This is a genomic window from Pseudomonas vranovensis DSM 16006, assembly GCF_000425805.1.
Lineage (GTDB): Bacteria > Pseudomonadota > Gammaproteobacteria > Pseudomonadales > Pseudomonadaceae > Aquipseudomonas > Aquipseudomonas vranovensis.
On sequence record NZ_AUED01000002.1, the window covers coordinates 590688 to 612020 of the forward strand.

At 61.8% G+C, this 21333-nt stretch carries 20 protein-coding genes; 10 read left to right on the forward strand and 10 right to left on the reverse strand.

Going from position 1 to position 21333, the window contains the following annotated elements; genetic code table 11:
- Positions 1-62: 62 nt before the first annotated feature.
- The 3 genes from H621_RS0106710 to H621_RS0106720 all read right to left on the reverse strand — a co-directional run bounded on the left by H621_RS0106710 (position 63) and on the right by H621_RS0106720 (position 2574).
- Positions 63-833: a MetQ/NlpA family ABC transporter substrate-binding protein gene (locus tag H621_RS0106710; RefSeq protein ID WP_028942635.1), complete on the reverse strand. Its 771-nt coding sequence runs from the start codon at positions 831-833 to the stop codon at positions 63-65.
- Between the two features lie 62 nt (positions 834-895).
- Positions 896-1567 (reverse strand): methionine ABC transporter permease, encoded by a 672-nt coding sequence (locus H621_RS0106715; protein ID WP_028942636.1) that lies wholly within the window; start codon positions 1565-1567, stop codon positions 896-898.
- The gene (locus H621_RS0106720; RefSeq protein ID WP_028942637.1) at positions 1567-2574 is read right to left on the reverse strand and encodes a methionine ABC transporter ATP-binding protein; all 1008 of its coding nucleotides are present in this window, start codon (positions 2572-2574) and stop codon (positions 1567-1569) included. The genes H621_RS0106715 and H621_RS0106720 overlap by 1 nt, the downstream gene beginning before the upstream one ends.
- A gap of 141 nt (positions 2575-2715) precedes the next feature.
- Between H621_RS0106720 and katE the strand changes: the two genes are divergently transcribed.
- Positions 2716-4938 carry a catalase HPII gene (katE, locus tag H621_RS0106725; protein WP_084167935.1) on the forward strand — a complete coding sequence of 741 codons (2223 nt, stop codon included), beginning with the start codon at positions 2716-2718 and terminating at the stop codon, positions 4936-4938.
- A 37-nt stretch (positions 4939-4975) separates the two neighbouring features.
- Here the strand turns inward: katE and H621_RS0106730 are convergent, their stop codons facing one another.
- The 4 genes from H621_RS0106730 to zur form a co-directional block, all read right to left on the reverse strand.
- Positions 4976-5689 carry a PA5502 family lipoprotein gene (locus H621_RS0106730; protein WP_028942639.1) on the reverse strand — a complete coding sequence of 238 codons (714 nt, stop codon included), beginning with the start codon at positions 5687-5689 and terminating at the stop codon, positions 4976-4978.
- Between the two features lie 129 nt (positions 5690-5818).
- Positions 5819-6601 carry a zinc ABC transporter permease subunit ZnuB gene (znuB, locus tag H621_RS0106735; RefSeq protein ID WP_028942640.1) on the reverse strand — a complete coding sequence of 261 codons (783 nt, stop codon included), beginning with the start codon at positions 6599-6601 and terminating at the stop codon, positions 5819-5821.
- Positions 6594-7373: a zinc ABC transporter ATP-binding protein ZnuC gene (gene znuC / locus H621_RS0106740; protein WP_028942641.1), complete on the reverse strand. Its 780-nt coding sequence runs from the start codon at positions 7371-7373 to the stop codon at positions 6594-6596. Before znuC ends, znuB begins: the two co-directional genes overlap by 8 nt.
- A complete protein-coding gene (zur, locus tag H621_RS0106745; RefSeq protein WP_028942642.1) occupies positions 7373-7855 on the reverse strand; it encodes a zinc uptake transcriptional repressor Zur in 483 nt (160 codons plus the stop codon). Before zur ends, znuC begins: the two co-directional genes overlap by 1 nt.
- A gap of 66 nt (positions 7856-7921) precedes the next feature.
- Between zur and H621_RS0106750 the strand changes: the two genes are divergently transcribed.
- Positions 7922-8845 carry a zinc ABC transporter substrate-binding protein ZnuA gene (locus H621_RS0106750; RefSeq protein WP_028942643.1) on the forward strand — a complete coding sequence of 308 codons (924 nt, stop codon included), beginning with the start codon at positions 7922-7924 and terminating at the stop codon, positions 8843-8845.
- A gap of 61 nt (positions 8846-8906) precedes the next feature.
- On the opposite strand, the gene H621_RS0106755 is transcribed toward H621_RS0106750, so the two are convergent.
- Positions 8907-9857 carry a homoserine kinase gene (locus H621_RS0106755; protein ID WP_028942644.1) on the reverse strand — a complete coding sequence of 317 codons (951 nt, stop codon included), beginning with the start codon at positions 9855-9857 and terminating at the stop codon, positions 8907-8909.
- Positions 9858-9921: 64 nt separating this feature from the next.
- Complete coding sequence (locus H621_RS0106760) at positions 9922-10209, reverse strand: DUF2782 domain-containing protein (RefSeq protein ID WP_028942645.1); 288 nt, start codon at positions 10207-10209, stop codon at positions 9922-9924.
- Positions 10210-10283: 74 nt separating this feature from the next.
- Between H621_RS0106760 and polA the strand changes: the two genes are divergently transcribed.
- A complete protein-coding gene (polA, locus tag H621_RS0106765; protein ID WP_028942646.1) occupies positions 10284-13046 on the forward strand; it encodes a DNA polymerase I in 2763 nt (920 codons plus the stop codon).
- A gap of 301 nt (positions 13047-13347) precedes the next feature.
- Here the strand turns inward: polA and yihA are convergent, their stop codons facing one another.
- A complete protein-coding gene (yihA, locus tag H621_RS0106770; RefSeq protein WP_028942647.1) occupies positions 13348-13980 on the reverse strand; it encodes a ribosome biogenesis GTP-binding protein YihA/YsxC in 633 nt (210 codons plus the stop codon).
- A gap of 193 nt (positions 13981-14173) precedes the next feature.
- On the opposite strand from yihA, the gene H621_RS0106775 reads away from it, so the two are divergent.
- The 7 genes from H621_RS0106775 (at position 14174) to H621_RS0106805 (ending at position 21323) form a co-directional block, all read left to right on the forward strand.
- Positions 14174-14476, forward strand: coding sequence for a c-type cytochrome (locus H621_RS0106775; RefSeq protein ID WP_028942648.1), 303 nt, complete (start codon positions 14174-14176; stop codon positions 14474-14476).
- Between the two features lie 33 nt (positions 14477-14509).
- Entirely contained in the window at positions 14510-15127 is a 618-nt protein-coding gene (locus H621_RS0106780; protein WP_028942649.1) for a c-type cytochrome, read from the forward strand.
- Positions 15128-15300: 173 nt separating this feature from the next.
- Positions 15301-15933, forward strand: a complete 633-nt coding sequence (gene dsbA / locus H621_RS0106785) for a thiol:disulfide interchange protein DsbA (protein WP_028942650.1) — start codon at positions 15301-15303, stop codon at positions 15931-15933.
- A 12-nt stretch (positions 15934-15945) separates the two neighbouring features.
- Positions 15946-16800 carry an endonuclease/exonuclease/phosphatase family protein gene (locus H621_RS0106790; RefSeq protein WP_028942651.1) on the forward strand — a complete coding sequence of 285 codons (855 nt, stop codon included), beginning with the start codon at positions 15946-15948 and terminating at the stop codon, positions 16798-16800.
- A gap of 28 nt (positions 16801-16828) precedes the next feature.
- On the forward strand, positions 16829-18790 hold the full coding sequence (locus H621_RS0106795; RefSeq protein WP_028942652.1) for a GGDEF domain-containing protein: 1962 nt from the start codon (positions 16829-16831) through the stop codon (positions 18788-18790).
- Between the two features lie 61 nt (positions 18791-18851).
- Positions 18852-19628, forward strand: a complete 777-nt coding sequence (locus tag H621_RS0106800; RefSeq protein ID WP_028942653.1) for an N-acetylmuramoyl-L-alanine amidase — start codon at positions 18852-18854, stop codon at positions 19626-19628.
- A gap of 75 nt (positions 19629-19703) precedes the next feature.
- On the forward strand, positions 19704-21323 hold the full coding sequence (locus H621_RS0106805; protein WP_028942654.1) for an EAL domain-containing protein: 1620 nt from the start codon (positions 19704-19706) through the stop codon (positions 21321-21323).
- The last annotated feature ends 10 nt before the right edge of the window (positions 21324-21333 follow it).

Consider the following 21333-nt stretch of genomic DNA (forward strand, 5'->3'; position numbering starts at 1 on the left):
ATCGCGGGGCAAGCCCGCTCCTACCGTGTAGGAGCGGGCTTGCCCCGCGATTGATTACAGCATCAGAACGCCGGCTTGACCGCGCCTTTGTACTTCTCTTCGATGAACTTCTTCACTTCCGGAGTGTGCAGGGCTGCAACCAGCTTCTTCACCGCGTCGGCATCCTTGTTGTCTTCACGGGTTACCAGAATGTTCACGTAAGGCGAGTCGCTGCCTTCGATGACCAGTGCGTCCTTTTCAGGGTTCAGCTTGGCTTCCAGCGCGTAATTGGTGTTGATCAGCGCCAGGTCGACCTGGGTCAGCACGCGCGGGATGGTCGCCGCTTCCAGCTCACGGAACTTGAGGTTCTTGCTGTTCTCGGTGATGTCCTTGACGGTGGACAGGATGTTGGTGTTGTCCTTGAGCTTGATCACACCGGACTTGTCCAGCAGCAACAGGGCACGGCCGCCGTTGGTGGCATCGTTGGGGATGACCACGGTGGCGGTCGATGGCAGCTCGTCGAGCTTCTTGTACTTGCTGGAGTACGCGCCCAGGGGCTCCAGGTGGACACCGGCAACGCTGACCAGGTGAGTGCCCTTGGCCTTGTTGAACTCATCCAGGTACGGTTGGTGCTGGAAGAAGTTGGCGTCCAGGCGTTTTTCGGCAACCTGTACGTTCGGCTGGATGTAGTCGGTGAACACTTTCACCTTCAGGTCCACGCCTTCTTTGGCCAGGGCCGGTTTGACGAACTCGAGGATCTCGGCGTGCGGCACCGGGGTGGCGGCCACGGTCAGGGTCTCGGCCTGGGCGGAGAAGGCCGCGACGGCGGCAACAACAGCAAGCAGCTTTTTCATCAAATCACTCCTTGTGAGGGCCGGTCCGGCCCCCGGTGCGTCGGCGTCGCCGACCCATGGGGTTACTTACGGGAAAAATGCACAACCAGTTTGTCGCCCACGCTCTGCAGTACTTGAACCAGGATCAGCAGCAGGACCACGGTGACAATCATGACGTCGGTCTGGAAGCGTTGGTAACCAAAGCGGATCGCCAGGTCACCCAGGCCGCCGGCACCCACTACACCGGCCATTGCGGTGTAGGACACCAGGGTGATGGCGGTGACGGTGATGGCCGCGAAGATACCCGGGCGGGCCTCCGGCAGCAGGGCGTTCATGATGATCTGGCGAGTGGTGGCGCCCATCGACTGGGTCGCTTCGATAATGCCGCGGTCCACCTCGCGCAGGGCGGTTTCCACCAGGCGGGCGAAGAACGGCGTGGCACCGACTACCAGCGGCGGGATGGCCCCGGCGACACCCAGCGAGGTGCCGGTAATCAGCACCGTGAACGGAATCATCACGATCAGCAGGATGATGAACGGCAACGAGCGCAGGATGTTGACCACCAGCGACAACAGGGCATACACGCCCTTCTGTTCGAACAATTGACGTGGGCCGCACAGGAACAGCAGCACACCCAAGGGCAGGCCCAGCAGCACGGTAAAGAACAGTGAGCCGAACAGCATGATCATGGTATCGACGGTGGCCAGCCAGATTTCAGCCCAGTCGACGTTGGCAAAGAAACTCAGGAATTCCATTAACGCAGTACCTCCATATGAACATCAGCCGCTGTGAAGCGGGCAAACGCCGCTTCCATGTCGCCGCCGGTGACGGCCAGGGTCAGCTGCCCATAAGGGGTGTCTTTGATGCGGTCGATGCGGCCCGCGAGGATGCTGTAGTCCACACCGGTTTCCCGGGCCACGGTGCCCAGCAGCGGCGCGTAGGTAGCGTCGCCCTGAAAGGTCAGGCGGATGATTCGGCCTGGCACGTGGGCGAAGTCGTCGCGCTGCTCGGCTTCGTCGATCTGCTCGTCTTCCTGGACGAAACGCTTGGTGGTCGGGTGTTGCGGGTGCAGGAACACATCGGCAACCGGGCCCATCTCGACGATCTTCCCGGCGTCCATGACGGCCACGCAGTCGCAGACCCGGCGGATCACGTCCATTTCATGGGTGATCAGTACGATGGTCAGCTTCAGCTCGCGGTTGATCTCGGCCAGCAATTGCAGCACTGAGGCAGTCGTTTGCGGGTCGAGCGCACTGGTGGCCTCGTCGCACAGCAGGATCTTCGGCTTGGTGGCCAAGGCGCGGGCGATGCCGACGCGCTGCTTCTGGCCGCCAGACAACTGCGCAGGATACTTCCTGGCATGGTCGGAAAGACCAACGCGGGCCAGCAATTCGTTGACGCGGGCGTCGATGTCCTTGCGCGACAGCTCGCCGGCCAGGGTCAGTGGCAGGGCGACGTTGTCGGCCACGGTCTTGGAGGCCAGCAAGTTGAAGTGCTGGAAGATCATCCCGACTTGTTGGCGAAAACGACGCAGGTCGTTGGCATTGAACGCGGTGACGTCTTCACCATCGACAATGATCTTGCCGCCGCTTGGCGCTTCAAGGCGGTTGATCAGGCGCAGCAGGGTACTTTTACCGGCGCCGGAATGGCCGATCAGGCCGAACACCTGGCCGTCTTCGACACTCAGGTTGGTCGGGTGCAGCGCGGGGATGTCCCTACCGGCGACGCGGTAGGTTTTATGCACATTTTGAAACTCGATCACGTAGCGAACCTTGTGGGGCGCATGGAAATTTGGTCAGCGGTTAGCCGGGCGCGCATTTTAGCCTGTTCGTATAGAGGTTCTTAGCATTTATTTCGTAATAGACCAATGCTACGGGAATATCACGATCAGTGGTCAATCCGAATGAACGCTCGCAGGGCCTGGCCAGTCACTACTGAAAGGGCCCGCCGTGGGGTCGAACCAAGACTGATCGAGGAGAGCGTTCCAATGCCCAGCAAGAAGAATCCGCCCAAGGAAAGTCAACTGGCCGGCACCCAGACGCCGGACCGGGCCAACACCAACGCCAAGCTGCAGAGCCTGGAAGGCTTTCGTAGCGACGCCACCGGCCAGGCCTTGCGCACCAACCAGGGCGTCAAGGTCGCCGACAACCAGAACACCTTGAAGGCCGGGGACCGTGGGCCATCGTTGCTGGAAGACTTCATCATGCGTGAGAAGATCACGCACTTTGACCACGAGCGTATTCCTGAGCGCATCGTCCATGCCCGGGGTACCGGTGCCCATGGCTACTTCCAGGCCTACCAGTCCCATGCAGCGCTGACCAAGGCGGGGTTCCTGCAGGACCCGGAGAAAATCACCCCGGTATTCGTACGCTTTTCCACCGTCCAGGGGCCACGCGGCTCTGGCGATACCGTGCGCGATGTGCGCGGCTTTGCGGTGAAGTTCTTTACTGAGGAAGGCAACTTCGACCTGGTGGGCAACAACATGCCAGTGTTTTTCATCCAGGATGCGATCAAGTTCCCCGACTTCGTCCATGCAGTAAAACCCGAGCCCCACAACGAAATGCCGACTGGCGGCTCGGCCCATGACACGTTCTGGGACTTCGTCTCGCTGGTGCCGGAGTCGGCGCACATGGTGATCTGGGCGATGTCCGACCGGGCCATCCCGAAAAGCCTGCGCACCATGCAGGGCTTTGGCGTGCACACGTTTCGCATGATCAACGCCAAGGGCGAGTCGCACTTCGTCAAGTTTCACTGGAAGCCCAAGGCGGGTGTCTGTTCGCTGCTCTGGGACGAAGCGCAGAAGCTGGCCGGCAAGGACACTGACTATCACCGTCGTGACTTGTGGGAAGCCATTGAAACCGGCAACTACCCGGAATGGGAGTTCGGCGTGCAGATCGTGCCGGAGGCGGATGAGCACAAGTTCGACTTCGACTTGCTCGACCCGACCAAGATCATTCCTGAAGAGCTGGTGCCGGTGACGCCGTTGGGCAAGATGGTGCTCGACCGCAACCCCGACAATTTTTTTGCTGAAACCGAACAGGTTGCCTTCTGCCCCGGGCATATTGTCCCTGGCATCGACTTTTCCAACGATCCGCTGTTACAGGGCCGGCTGTTTTCCTACACCGATACCCAGATCAGCCGCCTGGGCGGACCGAACTTCCATGAGATACCGATCAACCGCCCGCTTGCGCCGAATCACAACGGCCAGCGCGACGCGCAGCACCGAGTGACGCTGGACAAGGGGCGGGCCTCGTACGAGCCGAATTCAATCGATGGTGGTTGGCCGAAGGAAACACCACCGGCGACCAGCGATGGCGGCTTCGAGTCGTACCCTGAACGGATCGAGGCGCACAAGGTACGCCAGCGCAGCCCCTCGTTTGCCGACCATTTCTCGCAGGCACGGTTATTCTTCAACAGCATGAGCAAGACTGAGCAGGAGCACATCATCAGTGCCTACAGTTTCGAGCTGGGCAAGGTGGAGCGCGAGCACATCCGCGCCCGGGAAGTGAACGAGATCCTCGCCAATATCGACCTGAAGCTGGCAAAGCGGGTGGCCGAGAACCTCGGCTTGCCTGCGCCGAAAAAAGGCACGGTGCAGGTTCCCGAGACCCGCCTGAAGCAATCCCCTGCGCTGAGTCAGTTGAACCTGCTGGGCGAGGGAATCAAGGGGCGCAAGGTCGCGGTGCTGGTCGCCGATGGGGTGGACGGCGACAGTGTCGATGGGCTGGTCAAGGCGCTGGAGGCTGAAAGTGCCCAGATCAAGCTGCTTGGCCCGACCTCGGCGGCGGTCAAGACCGCCCAGGGCAAGGCGTTGGTGGTGGACGCTTCGATGGAGGGGCTGCCCTCGGTGGCATTCGATGCGGTGTGGGTGCCAGCCGGCAAGGCGTCGTTGCAGGCGCTGTCGGGCAACGGCGTGGCGCTGCATTTTCTGCTCGAAGCCTACAAGCACCTCAAGCCGATGGGCTTGGCCAAAGAGGCCCAGGCATTGCTCGACAGCTTGGGATTGAAAACCGATAGCGGTTTGCTCTTGGGCGACGACCCGAAAACCTTCCAGGCGTTCATCCAGGCCATCAGCAAGCATCGGGTGTGGGAGCGGGAGGCTGCAGCCCAGGCGATACCGGCCTAGGGGCTGGATCCGGGTGCCCGCGTGGGCACCCGATCACTCATGGACGGCGAGGTATCAACACCACCTGGGCAGGCTGGTCGCGATGGATTTCGTGGGACTGCTCAAGGGCGAATGCGCTATCGAGCTTGTTCACGCGCTTGCTCAGCAAGGTCTTGAGCCACGGTGCGTCATCTTTGCGCGGCACCTGGAACACCACGTCGCATTGATAATTCACCACATCGGCGGCGATATCATCGAGTTGCTTGCGCATCTGAGCAATGTTGCGCGTCTTCAGTGCGATGACGGTGCTCGGTGCGGTCGGGTCGATTACCCGGGTCTTGGGCCGGGCTTCGGCAGCCTTGAGAGCCGCTTCGGCTTTTTCCAGTTCGGCCTTGCGGGCCTGGGCAATGGCACCGTTGACCCCTCCGGTGAGTGCCGGTGCCTTGGGCATCAGCGCACGGGCACGGCTCAGCGCGGTGGCTGCGGCATTGACGTCGCCCTTCTGCAGGACGATCTGGCTGCGTTGCAGATACGCTTCGGCCAACTGGCGCTGGTATTGCTCGACACGGCTGTCGTTGGGCGCCTGGGCCTGCAGCGCGGCCAACTGGTCTTCAGCGGTGGCCAGCTCGCTGCTGGCAATGCTTTGCTCCAACTGCTGCCAGGCATCGGCCTGAGCAGGGATTGCGGCGTTGTCGGCCGGGGTGCTGGAGCACGCCGCCAGGATCAGGGAAAACGCGGCAAGGAGCAGATAACGGGAGGCGAACGGCTTCATTCCTGCGACTCTCTATTTGCGCAAAAAGCGAGCAAGTCTACACCCAGTCCGCAGACTCGAAAATAATTCTTGAGGCCCTGCATGATTTACAGGCTGCAGGATGCAACCGCTGGGGCTGCACCCTGCGGGTCAGCGCCGGGGCCAGGCCAGGCTCAGCAAGAATAGCACTGCCGCACAGACCACGATCGACGGGCCGGCCGGCGTGTCCTTGAACCAGGACAGCGCCAGGCCGCCGCAGACGGCCGTGACGCCAAGCAGGCTGGCGCCCAGGGCCATTTGCTCGGGCGAGCGGGCGTGGCGCTGGGCCGCAGCGGCCGGGATGATCAGCAGCGAAGTGATCAGTAGCACGCCGACGATCTTCATCGCCACGGCGATCACCACCGCAATCAACAACATCAGTGCCAGGCGCAGCGCCGCCACCGGCAGGCCTTCGACCATGGCCAGCTCTTCATGCACGGTCACGGCCAGCAGTGGCCGCCACAGCGCCACCAGCAGCAGTAGCACTGCGGCGCTGCCACCGAGGATCCAGACCAGGTCGCCCGGGCTGATCGCCAGCAGGTCGCCGAACAGGTAAGCCATCAGGTCGATGCGCACATCATGCATGAAGCTCAAAACTACCAGGCCCAGCGACAGGGTGCTCGGGGCGAGAATCCCCAGCAGGGTGTCGGATGCCAGCGGTTGGCGTTGTTGCAGGGTCACCAGCAGGATCGCCAGCAGCAAACATCCGACCGTGACCGCCAGCGCCGGGCTGATGTCCAGCACGAAGCCCAGGGCCACGCCCAGCAGCGCGGCGTGAGACAGGGTGTCGCCAAAATAGGCCATGCGTCGCCAAACCACGAAGGAGCCCAGCGGGCCGGCAACCACGGCCAGGGCCAGGCCTGCGAGCAGGGCGTAGAGCAGAAAATCAGCCATGCTTGCAGTGTTCTCCGTGTACGTGCCCGCCTTGGGCCGGGGTAACCACCGAACCATGCAGGTCATGGGCGTGGTCGTGATGGTGATGGTAGATCGCAAGGCTTGGTGCATTGCTGCCGAACAGCTCGACAAAGGCCGGGTCGCCGCTGACCTGCTCCGGGTGCCCGGAGCAGCAGACGTGGCGGTTCAGGCAGACCACCTGGTCGGTGGTGCTCATGACCAGGTGCAGGTCATGGGAAACCATCAGCACGCCGCAGCCGTGGCGGTCGCGCAGGCGAGTGATCAAGCTGTACAACTCGGCCTGGCCAGCCACATCGACACCTTGCACCGGTTCGTCGAGCACCAGCAGTTCAGGCTCGCGCAGCAGCGCACGAGCCAGCAGCACGCGCTGCATCTCGCCGCCGGAAATGTTCTGGATCGGGCTGTCGATCACCTGTTCGGCGCCGACCTCATTGAGTGCCGCCAGCGCTGCGGCCCGATCTACACCCGGTACCAGACGCAAAAAGCGCAGTACCGACAGTGGCAGCGTTGCATCCACCTGCAGCTTTTGCGGCATGTAGCCGATGCGCAGTCGCGGTTTGCGCCAGACTTTGCCGGTGTGCGGCTTGAGCAGGCCGAGTACGGCACGCACCAGGGTGGTCTTGCCGGCGCCATTGGGGCCGATCAGGGTTACGATTTGCCCGGGCTCCACCGCCAGGTCAATGCTGTCGAGCACCGCCTGGCCGGAGAAGGCCACGCCAACCTGTTCAAGGCGAATCAACGCGTTGCTCATCAGGCGCTCCGACAGTTGCCGCACAGGCCGACGACTTCGACGGTCTGCGTTTCGACGCTGAACCCGACGTCCTTGGCGCTGGCAACGATGGCGTCGCTGATGCTGGTCTGCTCAAGCTCGATCGCTACATGGCACGCGCGGCAGATCAGGAACTGGCCCTGGTGGGCATGTTCCGGGTGGCTGCAGCCCATGAACGCGTTAAGCGACGCGATACGGTGCACCAGGCTGTTTTCCAGGAGAAAATCCAGGGCGCGGTAGACCGTGGGCGGTGCTGCCCGGCGACCGTCCTGCTCGCTCAGTACGGCGAGGATGTCGTAGGCGCCCAGTGGCTTGTGGCTCTGCCAGACCAGCTCCAGCACACGGCGGCGCAAGGCAGTCAGGCGCAGGCCCTGGCGCGCGCACAGGGCATCGGCCTCGGCCAGGGCGCTGTGTACGCAATGGGAGTGGTCGTGGGGGCGGTTGGCCAGCGGGGTTTTAGGCATGGGCAGCGACGCTTCTGATTAGAGACGTTATTATGTTACCTGTTCCTGCCCCTTTGAGTGGTCATCGTGTCCCGATTTTTTGCCCTATTTGTCGCTTTTATCGCCACCCTGGTGATGGCCCAGGCACAGGCCGAAGTGCGTGTCCTGACCAGCATCAAGCCGCTGCAACAGATCGCTGCGGCGGTTCAGGAGGGCGTAGGCAGCCCTGAAGTGCTGCTCCCACCGGGGGCGTCCCCGCATCACTATGCGTTGCGTCCTTCCGACGTACGGCGGGTCAATGATTTCGACCTGCTGTACTGGATTGGTCCTGACATGGAAGGTTTCCTGCCGCGGGTACTCAAGGGCCGCAGCAAGTCGAGCGTTGCCGTGCAGGGCCTGTCGGGCCTGCAGTTGCGCCACTTTGGTGAAGACAGCCATTCCCACGATCACGACGACAATGCCGACGAGCATGATCACGATCATCGTCCTGGCAGCCTGGATGCCCACCTGTGGCTATCTTCGGTCAATGCCCGGGTGATCGCCGCGAAGATGGCCAGCGACCTGAGCACTGCCGATCCTGCCAATGCCGCCCGTTACCAGGGCAACCTGAAGGCCTTCGGCGAGCGTCTGGATGCCTTGGATGCGCGTTTGAAGAAGCGCCTGGCCGGTGTCAGTGGCAAGCCCTACTTCGTGTTTCATGAGGCCTTTGATTATTTCGAGTCGGCCTACGGCTTGAAGCACACGGGTGTGTTCAGTGTGGCGGCCGAAGTGCAGCCGGGCGCCCAGCACGTGGCGGCGATGCGCAAGCGTCTGCAGGAAGTGGGCAAGACCTGTGTATTCAGCGAGCCGCCGTTGCGCCCACGGCTGGCCGAAACCTTGACGGCCGGGCTACCGGTTACGCTGGCTGAGTTGGATGCGTTGGGCGGGACGGCGCCGGTCAGTGCGCAGGGGTACGAGCAATTGCTGGAGACGCTGGGGAACGATTTGGCGGGGTGCCTGGAGAAACTGTAGCGCCCTGATCGCGGGGCAAGCCCGCTCCTGCATGCAGGAGCGGGCTTGCCCCGCGATGGCTTTACAAGGCAAACGGCAACGCAATTTCCACGTGCTGGCGTGCTGCCAGGCGCACTTCAAAGTCGGCCGGGTCGTGAATCAGTACGTCCATCCCGGCGAACGATTCTGCAGCAATCAGGCGCGACAGCCAGAACCGCACGCAGGCAATGCGCAGCATCACCGGCCACAGGTTGGCCTCGGCCGAGGTGAACGGCCGCAGCGCCGCATAAGCCCCCAGCAGCGCCCGCGCCCGTGGGCCGTCGATCTTCCCGGCAGCGTCGCAGCACCAGTCGTTGAGGGTGATGGCCAGGTCATAGAGCATTGGCCCGGAGCAGGCGTTGTAGAAGTCGATCAGGCCGGTCAGGTGCGTGCCTTCGAACAGCACGTTGTCGCGGAACAGGTCGGCGTGCAGGTTGGCCCGCGGCAGGGCCATGATCTGCGCCTTGTGTTCCTCGATTTCGCCCAGGCAAGCCTGCAGCAACGGGCGTTGCTGTGGGTTCAGGCGCGGCATCAGCTCGGCGCCGGTCTCCAGCATCCACTCCAGGCCACGGTCGGTCTTGCGCTCCAGCACCTTGTCGCGGGTAGCCAGGTGCAGGTGGCCGAGCAGTTCGCCGATCTGAACGCAGTGCTGGTTGTTGACGTCCTTGATGTGCTTGCCCGGCAGGCGTGGTTGCAGCAGCGCCGGTTTGCCGGCCAGCTCGCGCAACGCCACGCCGTCGTTGCCACGCAAGGCATAGGGCACCGGCAGGTCTGCTTCATGCAGCACGTCGAGCAGTTCGATGAAGAACGGCAGGTCCTGGATTGGCCCGCGCTCGACCAGTGTCAGCACAAACTCACCCTGTTCGAGGCTGACGAAAAAGTTGCTGTTCTCGGTACCGGCGGCAATGCCCTGGAAGTCCCGCAGGCGACCCAGGCCGTACGGCGCCAGAAAGGTTTCCAGCTCAGGCCGGGTCAGGGGGGTGAAGACTGACATGATCAAAAATTGCCCATACGGGCACTTCTGCAGGGAAGTGCCAGGTTGATGTTAGGGGTACGCGTTACCACTCGAAGATTTTCCACGAGGGAATCAGCATGTCCGGCTGGTCGGAGCGGATGAAGTTGCCCTCCGAACCATCGGCGCGCACCAGGAAGTACGGCTTACCGCCTTTCGGCGTGACCTTGATGGCATACAGAAAACCATTCTGACGGTATTCCTGAATGGTCTTATCGCCTTCCGTGCGAATGGTTACATCTGGATCGGCCGTTGGCGCGTCATCCGCAGCCAGGGTGACGGCTGGCGTGACCGCCAACAGGCCGAGCAGCAACAGGCGATTTAGTGTACGCATGATAACCTTGTCCCTTTGTCGTCAATGTTCCGGACATTCTAGCGCCGGGCCCGTCGAAAAGGTTGATTCTGCACATGAGCCAAGCTCCCCTCGTCCTGGTGGACGGTTCCTCATACCTCTACCGTGCCTTTCACGCGCTGCCGCCGCTGACCACTTCAAAGGGCATGCCGACCGGTGCGGTCAAAGGCGTGCTGAACATGCTCAAGAGCCTGCGCAAGCAGTACCCGGACAGCCTGTTCGCCGTGGTGTTCGACGCCAAGGGCGGTACGTTCCGCGATGAGATGTTCGCCGAGTACAAGGCCAACCGGCCGAGCATGCCCGACGACCTGCGGGTACAGATCGAACCGCTGCATGCCAGCGTTCGTGCCCTGGGCTATCCGCTGCTGTGCGTCGAAGGCGTCGAAGCCGATGATGTGATCGGTACCCTGGCCCGCAGCAGTGCCGCCGCTGGACGCCCGGTGATCATCTCCACGGGTGATAAAGATATGGCACAGCTGGTCGACGGCCACATTACCCTGGTCAACACCATGACCGGCACAGTGCTGGACGTGGCTGGCGTACATGAGAAATTCGGTGTCGGTCCTGAGCACATCATCGATTTCCTCGCCTTGATGGGCGATAAGGTCGACAACATCCCAGGCGTGCCGGGGGTGGGCGAAAAAACGGCCGTGGGCCTGCTGACCGGCATCGGTGGCGGTCTGCGCGACCTCTACGAAAACCTCGACAAGGTGCCGGGGCTGGCCATTCGTGGCGCCAAGACGCTGCCGGCCAAACTCGAAGAACACCGCGATGCGGCCTTCCTCTCCTACGAACTGGCGACCATCAAGATCGACGTGCCACTGGACGTGGAAGTCGACGCGCTGGTGTGCGGCGAGCCGGATCGCGAGGCCCTGCTCGAGCTGTACTCGGAAATGGAGTTCAAGAGCTGGATCGATGAAGTCCAGCGCGAGGCAAAACGCGCAGGCCAGGAGATCATCGCCGACGAGCCTGAGCCTGTGGTCGAAGCCCGGTATGAAACCATCCTCGATCAGGCTCGCTTTGATGCCTGGCTGGAAAAACTGCGCCAGGCGCCGCTGTTTGCCTTCGACACCGAGACCACCGGGCTGGATGCGCAGCAGGCTCAACTGGTGGGCTTGTCGTTCGCCGTGCAGGCCCATGAAGCAGCCTACGTACCGCTGACCCATTCCTATATGGGGGTGCCCGAGCAGTTGGACCGCGACAGCGTTCTGCTGGCGCTCAAGCCGCTGCTGGAAGACCCGACCAAGCTCAAGGTCGGGCAAAACGCCAAGTACGACATGAACATCCTGGCCAATTGCGCCATCGGTGGCGATGTTGCCAACGGTATCCTGATGCAGGGCGTGGCCTACGACACCATGCTCGAGTCCTATGTGCTGGACTCCACCGCCACCCGTCACGACATGGACAGCCTGGCGCTCAAGTACCTGAACCACACCACCATCGGTTTCCAGGACATTGCCGGCAAGGGCGCCAAGCAGCTGACCTTCGACCAGATCGCTCTGGAGCAGGCCGGCCCCTATGCCGCCGAAGACGCCGACGTGACCCTGCGCCTGCATCAGGTGCTGCAGCAGAAGCTGGCCAAGGTACCGAGTGTGCAGCCGGTACTGGCTGACATCGAGATGCCGCTGGTGCCGGTGCTGGCCAAGATCGAGCGCCAAGGTGCGCTGGTAGACGCCAACCTGTTGGGCATCCAGAGCGTGGAGCTGGGTGACAAGCTGGTTGAGCTGGAGCGCGAGGCGTTCGAGATCGCCGGTGAGGAATTCAACCTGGGTTCGCCCAAGCAGCTCGGCGTCATTCTCTACGACAAACTCGGCATGCCGGTGCTCAGCAAGACCGCCAAAGGCCAGGCCTCCACTGCCGAAGCGGTGCTGGCGGAACTGGCCGAGATGGATTTCCCCTTGCCCAAAGTGCTGATGCAGTACCGCTCTCTGAGCAAGCTGAAAAGTACCTACACCGACCGCTTGCCGGAGCAGATCAACCCGCGCACCGGGCGCATCCATACCTCTTACCAGCAGGCGGTGGCGGCTACGGGCCGGTTGTCGTCCAGTGATCCGAACCTGCAGAACATTCCGATCCGCACCGCCGAAGGCCGCCGCATCCGCCAGGCGTTCGTCGCGGCGCCTGGCTACAAGCTGCTGGCAGCGGACTACTCGCAGATCGAGCTGCGCATCATGGCCCACCTGGCCAAGGACGAAGGCTTGCTGCATGCCTTCCGCAACGACCTGGACGTACACCGTGCCACGGCGGCCGAGGTGTTCGGTGTGGCGCTTGGCGATGTCACGACCGACCAGCGGCGCAGCGCAAAGGCGATCAACTTCGGTCTGATCTATGGCATGAGCGCCTTTGGCCTGGCCAAGCAGATTGGTGTCGATCGCAAGCAATCCCAGGCTTACATCGACCGCTACTTCGCCCGCTACCCTGGGGTACTGGCCTATATGGAGCGCACGCGCGCCCAGGCCGCCGAGCAAGGCTTTGTCGAGACGTTGTTCGGCCGCCGGCTGTACTTGCCGGAGATCAACGCGAAGAACCCGGCCCTGCGCAAGGGCGCCGAGCGTACAGCCATCAACGCGCCGATGCAGGGCACGGCCGCCGACATCATCAAGCGCGCCATGGTGGCTGTGGATAACTGGCTCACCGAGTCCGGCCTCGATGCCCGGGTGATCCTGCAGGTCCATGACGAATTGGTGCTGGAGGTGCGTGAAGACTTGGTCGACCAGGTGCGCCAACAGATTCGTCCCTACATGAGCAATGCCGCTCAACTGGATGTTCCGCTGCTGGTAGAGGTCGGAGTAGGGGCAAACTGGGACGAAGCGCACTAAAAAAGTGGCGAAAATCGGAAAAAAGCTGCGGCATATCGTCGCGGCTTGCGGGGTGATATTTCCCGGCCGGGAAAGAAATTCCTCTCTTATCGCAAATAGTTTTTAAACGTCCGGAACTAAACCGGTGAACTGCGACTCAGAGTAACTGAATGGCTGGTGAAGCCCTTCGATGCTCCTATGTTGTGTTAAGTGTTGGCAGATATCTGGACCCCGCCCTAGCGGTCCGGAACTTGAACCCCGAACTTCCCCCTCCCCATACGAAGTCCGGGGTTTTTTTTGCCCGGCGTTTACCGGGCAGCCCTTATTCTGCGGGCTTGTCGGCCAGTTCCATCCACTTGGCCAGCACCCCGTAGGCTTCTTCCAGGCCTTGGCGCTTGGGCGCCGAGAACAGTTGGATGGTCACGGCATCGCCCCACCCCTTGCGGATTTCCGACTGCACTTTGAGCAAGGTGTTCTTGGCTGCGCCAAAGGTCAGCTTGTCGGCCTTGGTCAGCAGGATGTGCATCGGCATGCCGGCCGCTTGGGACCAGTCGAGCATCATCTTGTCGAAGTCGGTCATCGGGTGGCGCACATCCATCATCAGGATCAGGCCCTTGAGACACTCGCGGTTGCCCAGATAGGCCTCCAGGTGCTTCTGCCAGTGCTGCTTGAGCGGGATCGGCACTTTTGCATAACCGTAACCCGGCAAGTCGACCAAACGCCGTTCATCGTCCAGACTGAAGAAGTTCAACAGCTGAGTGCGCCCCGGGGTCTTCGAGGTGCGCGCCAGGCTGGCGTGGGTCAGGGTATTCAGGGCGCTGGACTTGCCGGCGTTGGAGCGGCCGGCGAAGGCTACTTCATAGCCCTGGTCATCCGGGCATTGGTCGACCTTGGCAGCACTGAGGGCGAATTTGGCCTGTTGGCAGAGACCGAGGATGGGGTTTTTGACTTGCATGGGATATCCGGTGTGGGTGTTGCCAGAGGCTGGCTCGGCAAGCGGTGTCGTTTCCGTTTCAGTAACGGGAGTATATAATGCCCCAGATTTTGTGTGCGCATTATCCCAGCGTAGGAGGATGTGCACGGGGGCTTCGGATTCAAGCTTGCGCATTAGAACGCAGTGCAGCCCCCAACCCTGAAAGGTCGTTCGCATGACGAAATGGCTGCTTGTTGTCGGTGTCTTGATACCGTTTTTCAGCGCTCAGGCTACACAGGATCCCGAGGCGTTGTACAACCGCAGTTGTGCGGCTTGTCACGCCGGGCAGCTGCCACAGGCACCGAAGGTGGGTGACCGTGGAGCCTGGGAGCCAAGGCTGGCGCAGGGTATGGAGGTACTGGTGGTGCATGTCACCCAGGGTTTCAAGGCTATGCCGCCGCGTGGATTGTGCATGGACTGCAGTGCCGAGGACTTCCAGGCGATCATCCAGTGGATGAGCCAGAGTCCCGATACATAACTCTTTCACCCTTAGCCGTAGTTGGATTAGCTGATGAACAAACTACTCGTGAGTCTGCTGTTGACCTTGGGCATCACCGGTGTTGCCTCTGCCGCAGAGCCTATCAAAGGGGATGCCGCTGCTGGTCAGGCCAAAACTGCTGTATGTGGCGCCTGCCACAATCCGGACGGCAATAGCCTGGCGCCGAACTTCCCTAAACTTGCAGGCCAGGGTGAAAAGTACCTGGAAAAACAATTGCACGACATCAAGTCGGGCAAGCGCACCGTGCTGGAAATGACCGGTATGCTGGCCGCCTTCAGCGACCAGGACCTGGCCGATATCGCCGCCTACTTCTCCAGCCAGAAAGGCAGCGTGGGTGCGGCGGATCCGAAGCTGGTCGAGCGCGGCCGCGCACTGTTCAATGGCGGCGACGTCGAAAAAGGCCTGCCAGCCTGCACCGGCTGTCACTCGCCTAACGGCGCGGGCATCGCCCTGGCCGGCTTCCCGCACCTGGGTGGCCAGCATGCCAGCTACGTCGCCAAGCAACTGACCGACTTCCGCGAAGGCAACCGCACCAACGATGGCGATGCCACCACCATGCGCACCATCGCCTCCAAGTTGAGCAACAAGGACATCGAAGCGCTGTCCAGCTACATCCAGGGTCTGCACTGATCCGCGCAGTAACGTTAACGCAGGGTTAATACTGCGGCGTGAAGATGAAAAGGGTGGCTTTGGCCGCCCTTTTTTGTGCCCGCTGCCGTTACACTAACGAACTCGGGCCCGCCTCGACCTGTCCTACGACAGGTCGCGTCGAGGCGACCAAATAGTCTGCTCAGGAGTGAAGCATGCGTAATCTGATTCTCAGCGCCACGCTGGTCGCCGCCAGCGTATTCGGTATGACCGCGCAGGCCGCAGAGCCTATCGAGGCCGGTAAGCAGTACATCGAGCTGAGCAACCCGGTACCGGTGTCGGTACCTGGCAAGATCGAAGTGGTCGAGCTGTTCTGGTACGGCTGCCCGCACTGCTACAGCTTCGAGCCGGTTGTGAATCCGTGGGCCGAGAAGCTGCCCGCCGATGTCAACTTCAAGCGCATTCCGGCCATGTTCGGTGGCCCATGGGATGCCCACGGCCAGATGTTCCTGACACTCGAGGCGATGGGTGTGGAACATGACGTACACGCCGCCGTGTTCGATGCCATCCAGAATCAACGCAAGCAACTGACCAAGCCTGAAGACATGGCCGACTTCCTCGCTACCCAAGGCGTCGACAAGGAGAAGTTCCTCGCGACCTTCAACTCCTTTGCCATCAAAGGCCAGGTGCAGAAAGCCAAGGAATTGGCGAAGAAGTACGAAATCACCGGCGTTCCGAGCATGGTCGTAAACGGCAAGTACCGCTTTGACCTTGGCACCGCTCAAGGCCCACAAGGTGTCCTGAATGTCGCCGACCAGTTGATTGCCAAGGAGCGCGCCGCCAAGTAAGCGGCGCCTACCATGCGCCGGTGGAGAACTGAGCGAGGCGTTGGCTTGCACGATCCGCGAGTCAACGAACATCACCTGCAGGCCAATGGCCTGCCAGAGGATGGCCGGCTGCGGCTGCTCAGTTTCAATATCCAGGTCGGTATCAGCACCGAGCGTTACCGGCACTACCTGACCAAGAGCTGGCAGCACTTGCTACCGCACAATGGGCGTGCCGGCAACTTGCAGAAAATCGGAGAGCTGCTGGGCGACTTCGATCTGGTGGCGCTGCAGGAGGCCGACGGTGGCAGCCTGCGCTCCGGGTATGTGAATCAGGTAGAGCACCTGGCCCAATTGGGTGCCTTCCCCTACTGGTATCAGCAGCTCAATCGTAACCTCGGGCGCTTTGCCCAGCACAGCAACGGCGTCCTCAGCCGACTCAAGCCCCAATTGCTCGAAGATCACCCCCTGCCCGGTCCGGCCGGTCGCGGTGCGATCCTGGTGCGTTTTGGCGAAGGCGAAGATGCGCTGGTAGTAGTCATGATGCACTTGGCCCTGGGTTCCAAGACCCGCGCCCTGCAGTTGGCCTACATCCGTGAGTTGATCGGCGGTTACCGCCATCAAGTGCTGATGGGCGACATGAACACCCACGCCAACGACCTGCTCGAGCACTCGCCATTGCGCGACCTGGGCTTGGTCGCTCCCCAAGTGCAAGCCACCTTTCCCAGTTGGCGGCCGCAGCGCTGCCTTGATCATATTCTGCTCAGCCCGAGCCTGACCCTGGAGCGGGTCGAGGTGCTGGCCCGGCCTATTTCCGATCATCTTCCGGTCGCGGTTGAGATTCGTTTGCCTGATGCCCTCGCTGTGGATACGCTGCCCGCTTTGAGCTAATTGCCATCACCCCTCTGCGGACCCAGGCATGACCGACGAAGCCCAGCGCTGGAAAGAAAAGTACCTCAAGAGTATCGAACAGCAAGAAAAGCTCGAGCGCCGTTGGGAAGCCCGCCTCGACCTGTTGCGCCGTGGCCTGGTGCGCAGCACCTTGGCCGCCGAAGGCAGCGACCGCGCTGTGGATCAGTGCATGAAGGAAATGCGCGAGGTCATCCGCACCGACAACATGGATGCAGCCCTCGCCGGCCTGATTCCGCGCCTGGAAAAAGCCGTACTCGATTCCGAGCAGCGCCGCGAAACCCGCATCGCCCAGGTCGGCACGGCCCTTACCGCATTGGTAGCCCAACTGCAGCGAATGCCCTTGCCCAGCGAGGTCAGTCGCTCGCTGAAGAAATTCGCCAAGCAAGTCGAGATGCGCGCCAGCCAGTCGCGCGAGATGCCGCTGTTGCTGGGTGAGCTGAGCAGCTTGCAGGACCAGGCACTCTCGGCGCTGGAACGACCGGAAGACGCGCCGCGTCCAGGCTTGTTGCAGCGCTTGTTTGGTGCTCGGGAAGCAGAGGGTGAAGCGCTGCAACCGGCCCTGGCCGAAGTCGCCCTCCGAGCCAGCATGCCCTCGGCTCCACCCTTGTTGCCTGAAAGGGATCTTGACGTCGGGACGCTTGATGCCGACGAGCTGCAACCGTTGCCGCCGGAGCATCCGCATACCCCTCAGGTGCCAACCCACACGCCTGTAGCCATTGAGTTTGAAGCTGATCCGCTGAGTGAGCCGCAACTGGTGCCGGAGCCCGATGCCGAGCCGCTCGAGTCTATCCTTGAGCATGCCCCTGATGGGGCCGCAGCCGAGGTCGACCCAAGCCCGCAGGCGCAGTCAGAGGCAACACCTGACCACCTCCAGCCTGAGGACACGGAAGCTCACTTCGCCCTGCCGGACGGTACCGAACCGACTTATAGTTCCGTCGCCGAACATATCGAACAAACCCTGCTCGGCCTGCTCGACGACCTGACCTTGCCCGAGCGCTACAAAGCTCAGGCCCAGTCGCTGCGCGAACGCCTGGAGCACGGCCTGAACTGGTACGAACTGCTGCCGGTGCTCGATGACCTGGCGGTGCTGATGCTGGCGATCAATGACAGCGGCCAGCACGAATTCGAGCGTTATCTGCAGCAACTCAACGAACGCCTCGAGTCCTTCCAGAGCCATCTGCATGAAGCTAGCGAAGGTCATGCCGACAATACCTCCGCCGCCCGCGACCTGGACAACCAGTTGCGCGAGCAAGTCGATGGTCTGCAAAGCAGCGTGCAAGGTGCTGCCGACCTGGACAGCCTCAAGCACATCCTGGAAAACCGTCTTGAAGGTTTGCTGGGCACTATGGATGCTCACAAGCATCAACGCGATCAGCGCGAGCAGGAAATGGCCAGCCGTCTGCACGGCCTGGCCGAGCGCGTGGCGAGCATGGAGCAGGAAGCCATGGGCTATCGCGAACACCTGGAAGAGCAGCGGCAAAAAGCCTTGATCGACCCCCTGACCGGCCTGCCCAACCGCGCGGCCTGGGCGGAGCAGGTTGATCAGGAGATTGCGCAGTGGCAGGAACAGGGTGGGCACCTGCTGATGGCCATTCTCGACCTGGACCACTTCAAGCGCATCAATGACAGCTATGGTCACCTGGCCGGCGACAAGGTGCTCAAGATTGTTGCCAATGTGCTGCGCAAGCGCCTTCGTCCCAAGGATTTCATCGCCCGCTTCGGCGGCGAAGAATTCGTGATGCTGATACCGCAGACAACCTTGGCGGCAGGTTGCCAGTTGGCCGAAACCTTGCGCGCAGCAATAGAAGCCTGTCCATTCCATTTCAAGGGCGAGCGCGTCACCATCACGCTGTCGATCGGCATCAGTGCGTTCCGTTCGGGCGAACGTAGCGACATCGTGCTCCAGCGCGCCGACGAAGCCCTTTACCGGGCGAAACATCTGGGTAGAAACCGGGTCGAACAGGGATAAGTGGCATCAGCGCGGATACGTTATGCTATTGCATTGCAGATCATCACATGTGCCCTTCCCCATGAAAGCCTTTATTACTGTTCTCCTGCTGCTGACCCTGGCAGGTTGTAGCAGTGGCCTGCGGATCGACCGTAGCCACCCTTCGGTCAACCAGGACGGACGCATCCAGTTCGTCGTGCTGCACTACACAAACGCTAACCTGGAGCGCTCCCTGCAATTGCTGACCCACGGTGAGGTCAGCAGTCACTACCTGGTGGGTGATTCGCCGGCGACCATTTATCAGTTGGTCGATGAAAACCGCCGTGCCTGGCATGCCGGCGATAGCCAATGGGACGGGCGTACCTGGCTCAATTCCAGCTCAATCGGCATCGAGATCGTCAACCCGGGCTTCACCGACACACCGACCGGGCGCGTCTGGCATCCGTACACCGAAGAGCAGATCCAGGCCCTGATCGCCTTGCTCAAGGACATCGTCCAACGCAACAACATTCAGCCCCGGTACATTATTGGCCACAGCGATATCGCTCCGTTGCGCAAGCTCGATCCCGGCCCCCTGTTCCCCTGGAAGCGCCTGGCTGACGCGGGTCTGGGCGTTTGGCCCGATGCCCGGGCAGTGGCCCAGCAGCAGGCTCGCTTCAACGTCAACCCGCCCAGCATCACCTGGTATCAGCAGCAATTGGCCCGCTTCGGCTATGCCATCGAGCAGACCGGTGTGTACGACGTCAGCACCAAGCATGTGCTGGCAGCGTTCCAGATGCGCTTCCGCCCCCAGCGCTTCGACGGGGTGCCAGACGCCCAGACAGCGGCCATGTTGCAGGTGCTCAACACCCGTCGATGAAAGGCGCCGCCCAACGGACAGGCTGAGTTGACCGCCAGTTGCTATACCTCTTGGTATTCAACGGGATGATTCTCGATGTCAGCTGCCCTGTCCATGCTGCGCCACGTGTTCTACCGCCCCTGGTTACTGGCCTCACTCGCGGCTTCGGCCAGCGCAATCCTGTTGCTTATTGCCAGCATCGGCGTGGCCATGCATCAGATGCAGCAGAGCGAAAGCGAGCAGATGAACGCCAGGGGTGAGCGGTTTCTCGAGCGCCTCGAGCAAATTTTCGGGCAACTGCGCGAAGGGGTCGACGAGCTGCAGGCCCAACCTATACGCGGCTGTGATGCCTCGATGCTACGGACGCTGCAGGAGGTCGCGTTCCGCTATCGCTTCGTCTATGAAGCCGCCTATGTCGATGGCACCGTCGCTTGCTCCAACCGGATCGGAGAGCAGATCATCAATCCGTTGCGCCCCCCGGATATCGAGGGGCCTACCTACAGTTACTGGCTCAACACCACCACCCAGCCGGACGACAACCTTGCCGCGCTGATGCTTGGGCGCGGCAAGTTTCTGGTCGCAACCTCCCGTGGTCATATCACCGATGTGGTCGACCTGCCGCCGGAAGGCAGCCTGCTGGTGGTGTTGGACAACGGTACCCGGGCCGTTCCGGTGCTCGGGCCGCCGCAGGCCTGGCCCCCGGCGGAGCAGTGGCCACCGACGTCCAAGGAAGCACTGCTGGAACTACCCGATCGGCTGATTTACCGCATGCCGACCAAATCGCCGGACTATCAACTGGTGCTGATCGCGCCACGGGCCAGCATGCCGCTGAAGATGAACGGGGTGCTTTGGCTATTATTTCCCGGCAGTCTCGTGTTGGCCTGGTGCATCGGCTGGCTGGTGCTGCAAATGGTGCGTCAGCGTCGCTCCATGAGCTCCGAATTGCAGATGGCTTTGCGCCGGGGCGAGCTGCAGGTGCTGTACCAACCCATTTTCGAGCTCAACAGTCGCCGCTGTGTGGGGGCGGAGGCTTTGGTGCGCTGGCGCCGTCCCGACGGCACGCTGACCAGTCCCGACCTCTTCATCCCCTTGGCGGAGAATACTGGCCAGATCCGCCAGATCACCGATTTTGTCCTGCAACGCGTGCTGGAGCAGCTCGGCCACCTGCTGCGCGCCAACCGACAGCTCTACATCTCGGTCAACCTGGCGGCCTGCGATGTGATGGTCCCCAGGATTGGCCGGGTCGCTGCGCGTCTGCTGGCCTTGCACCATGTATCTGCCAGCCAGATCGCCTTCGAGGTGACCGAGCGTGGGCTCATCGATGTGGTCGTTGCCCGCGACAACCTGCAAGCCCTGCGCGCGGTGGGCCATCAGGTGCTGATCGACGATTTCGGCACCGGTTACTGCAGCCTGGCGTACTTGCAGACGCTGCCGGTGGACTGCCTGAAAATCGACAAGGCCTTTATCGACGCCCTTGGCCATGATGCCGCCAGCAGCGGTGTGGCGCCGCACATCATTCGCATGGCCCACGCCCTGCAGCTAAGGGTGATTGCCGAAGGCATCGAGTATGAAGACCAGGCCCTGCTGCTCAATAGCGAGGGGGTCAACTATGGTCAGGGGTGGCTGTTCGCCCATCCGCTCAGTGCCCGTCAGTTCGTGGAACTGATCACGCGGGGACGGCGCATGGCGCCGCGGCGCATCGATGATGAAGCCTGAGGCCTGTTGG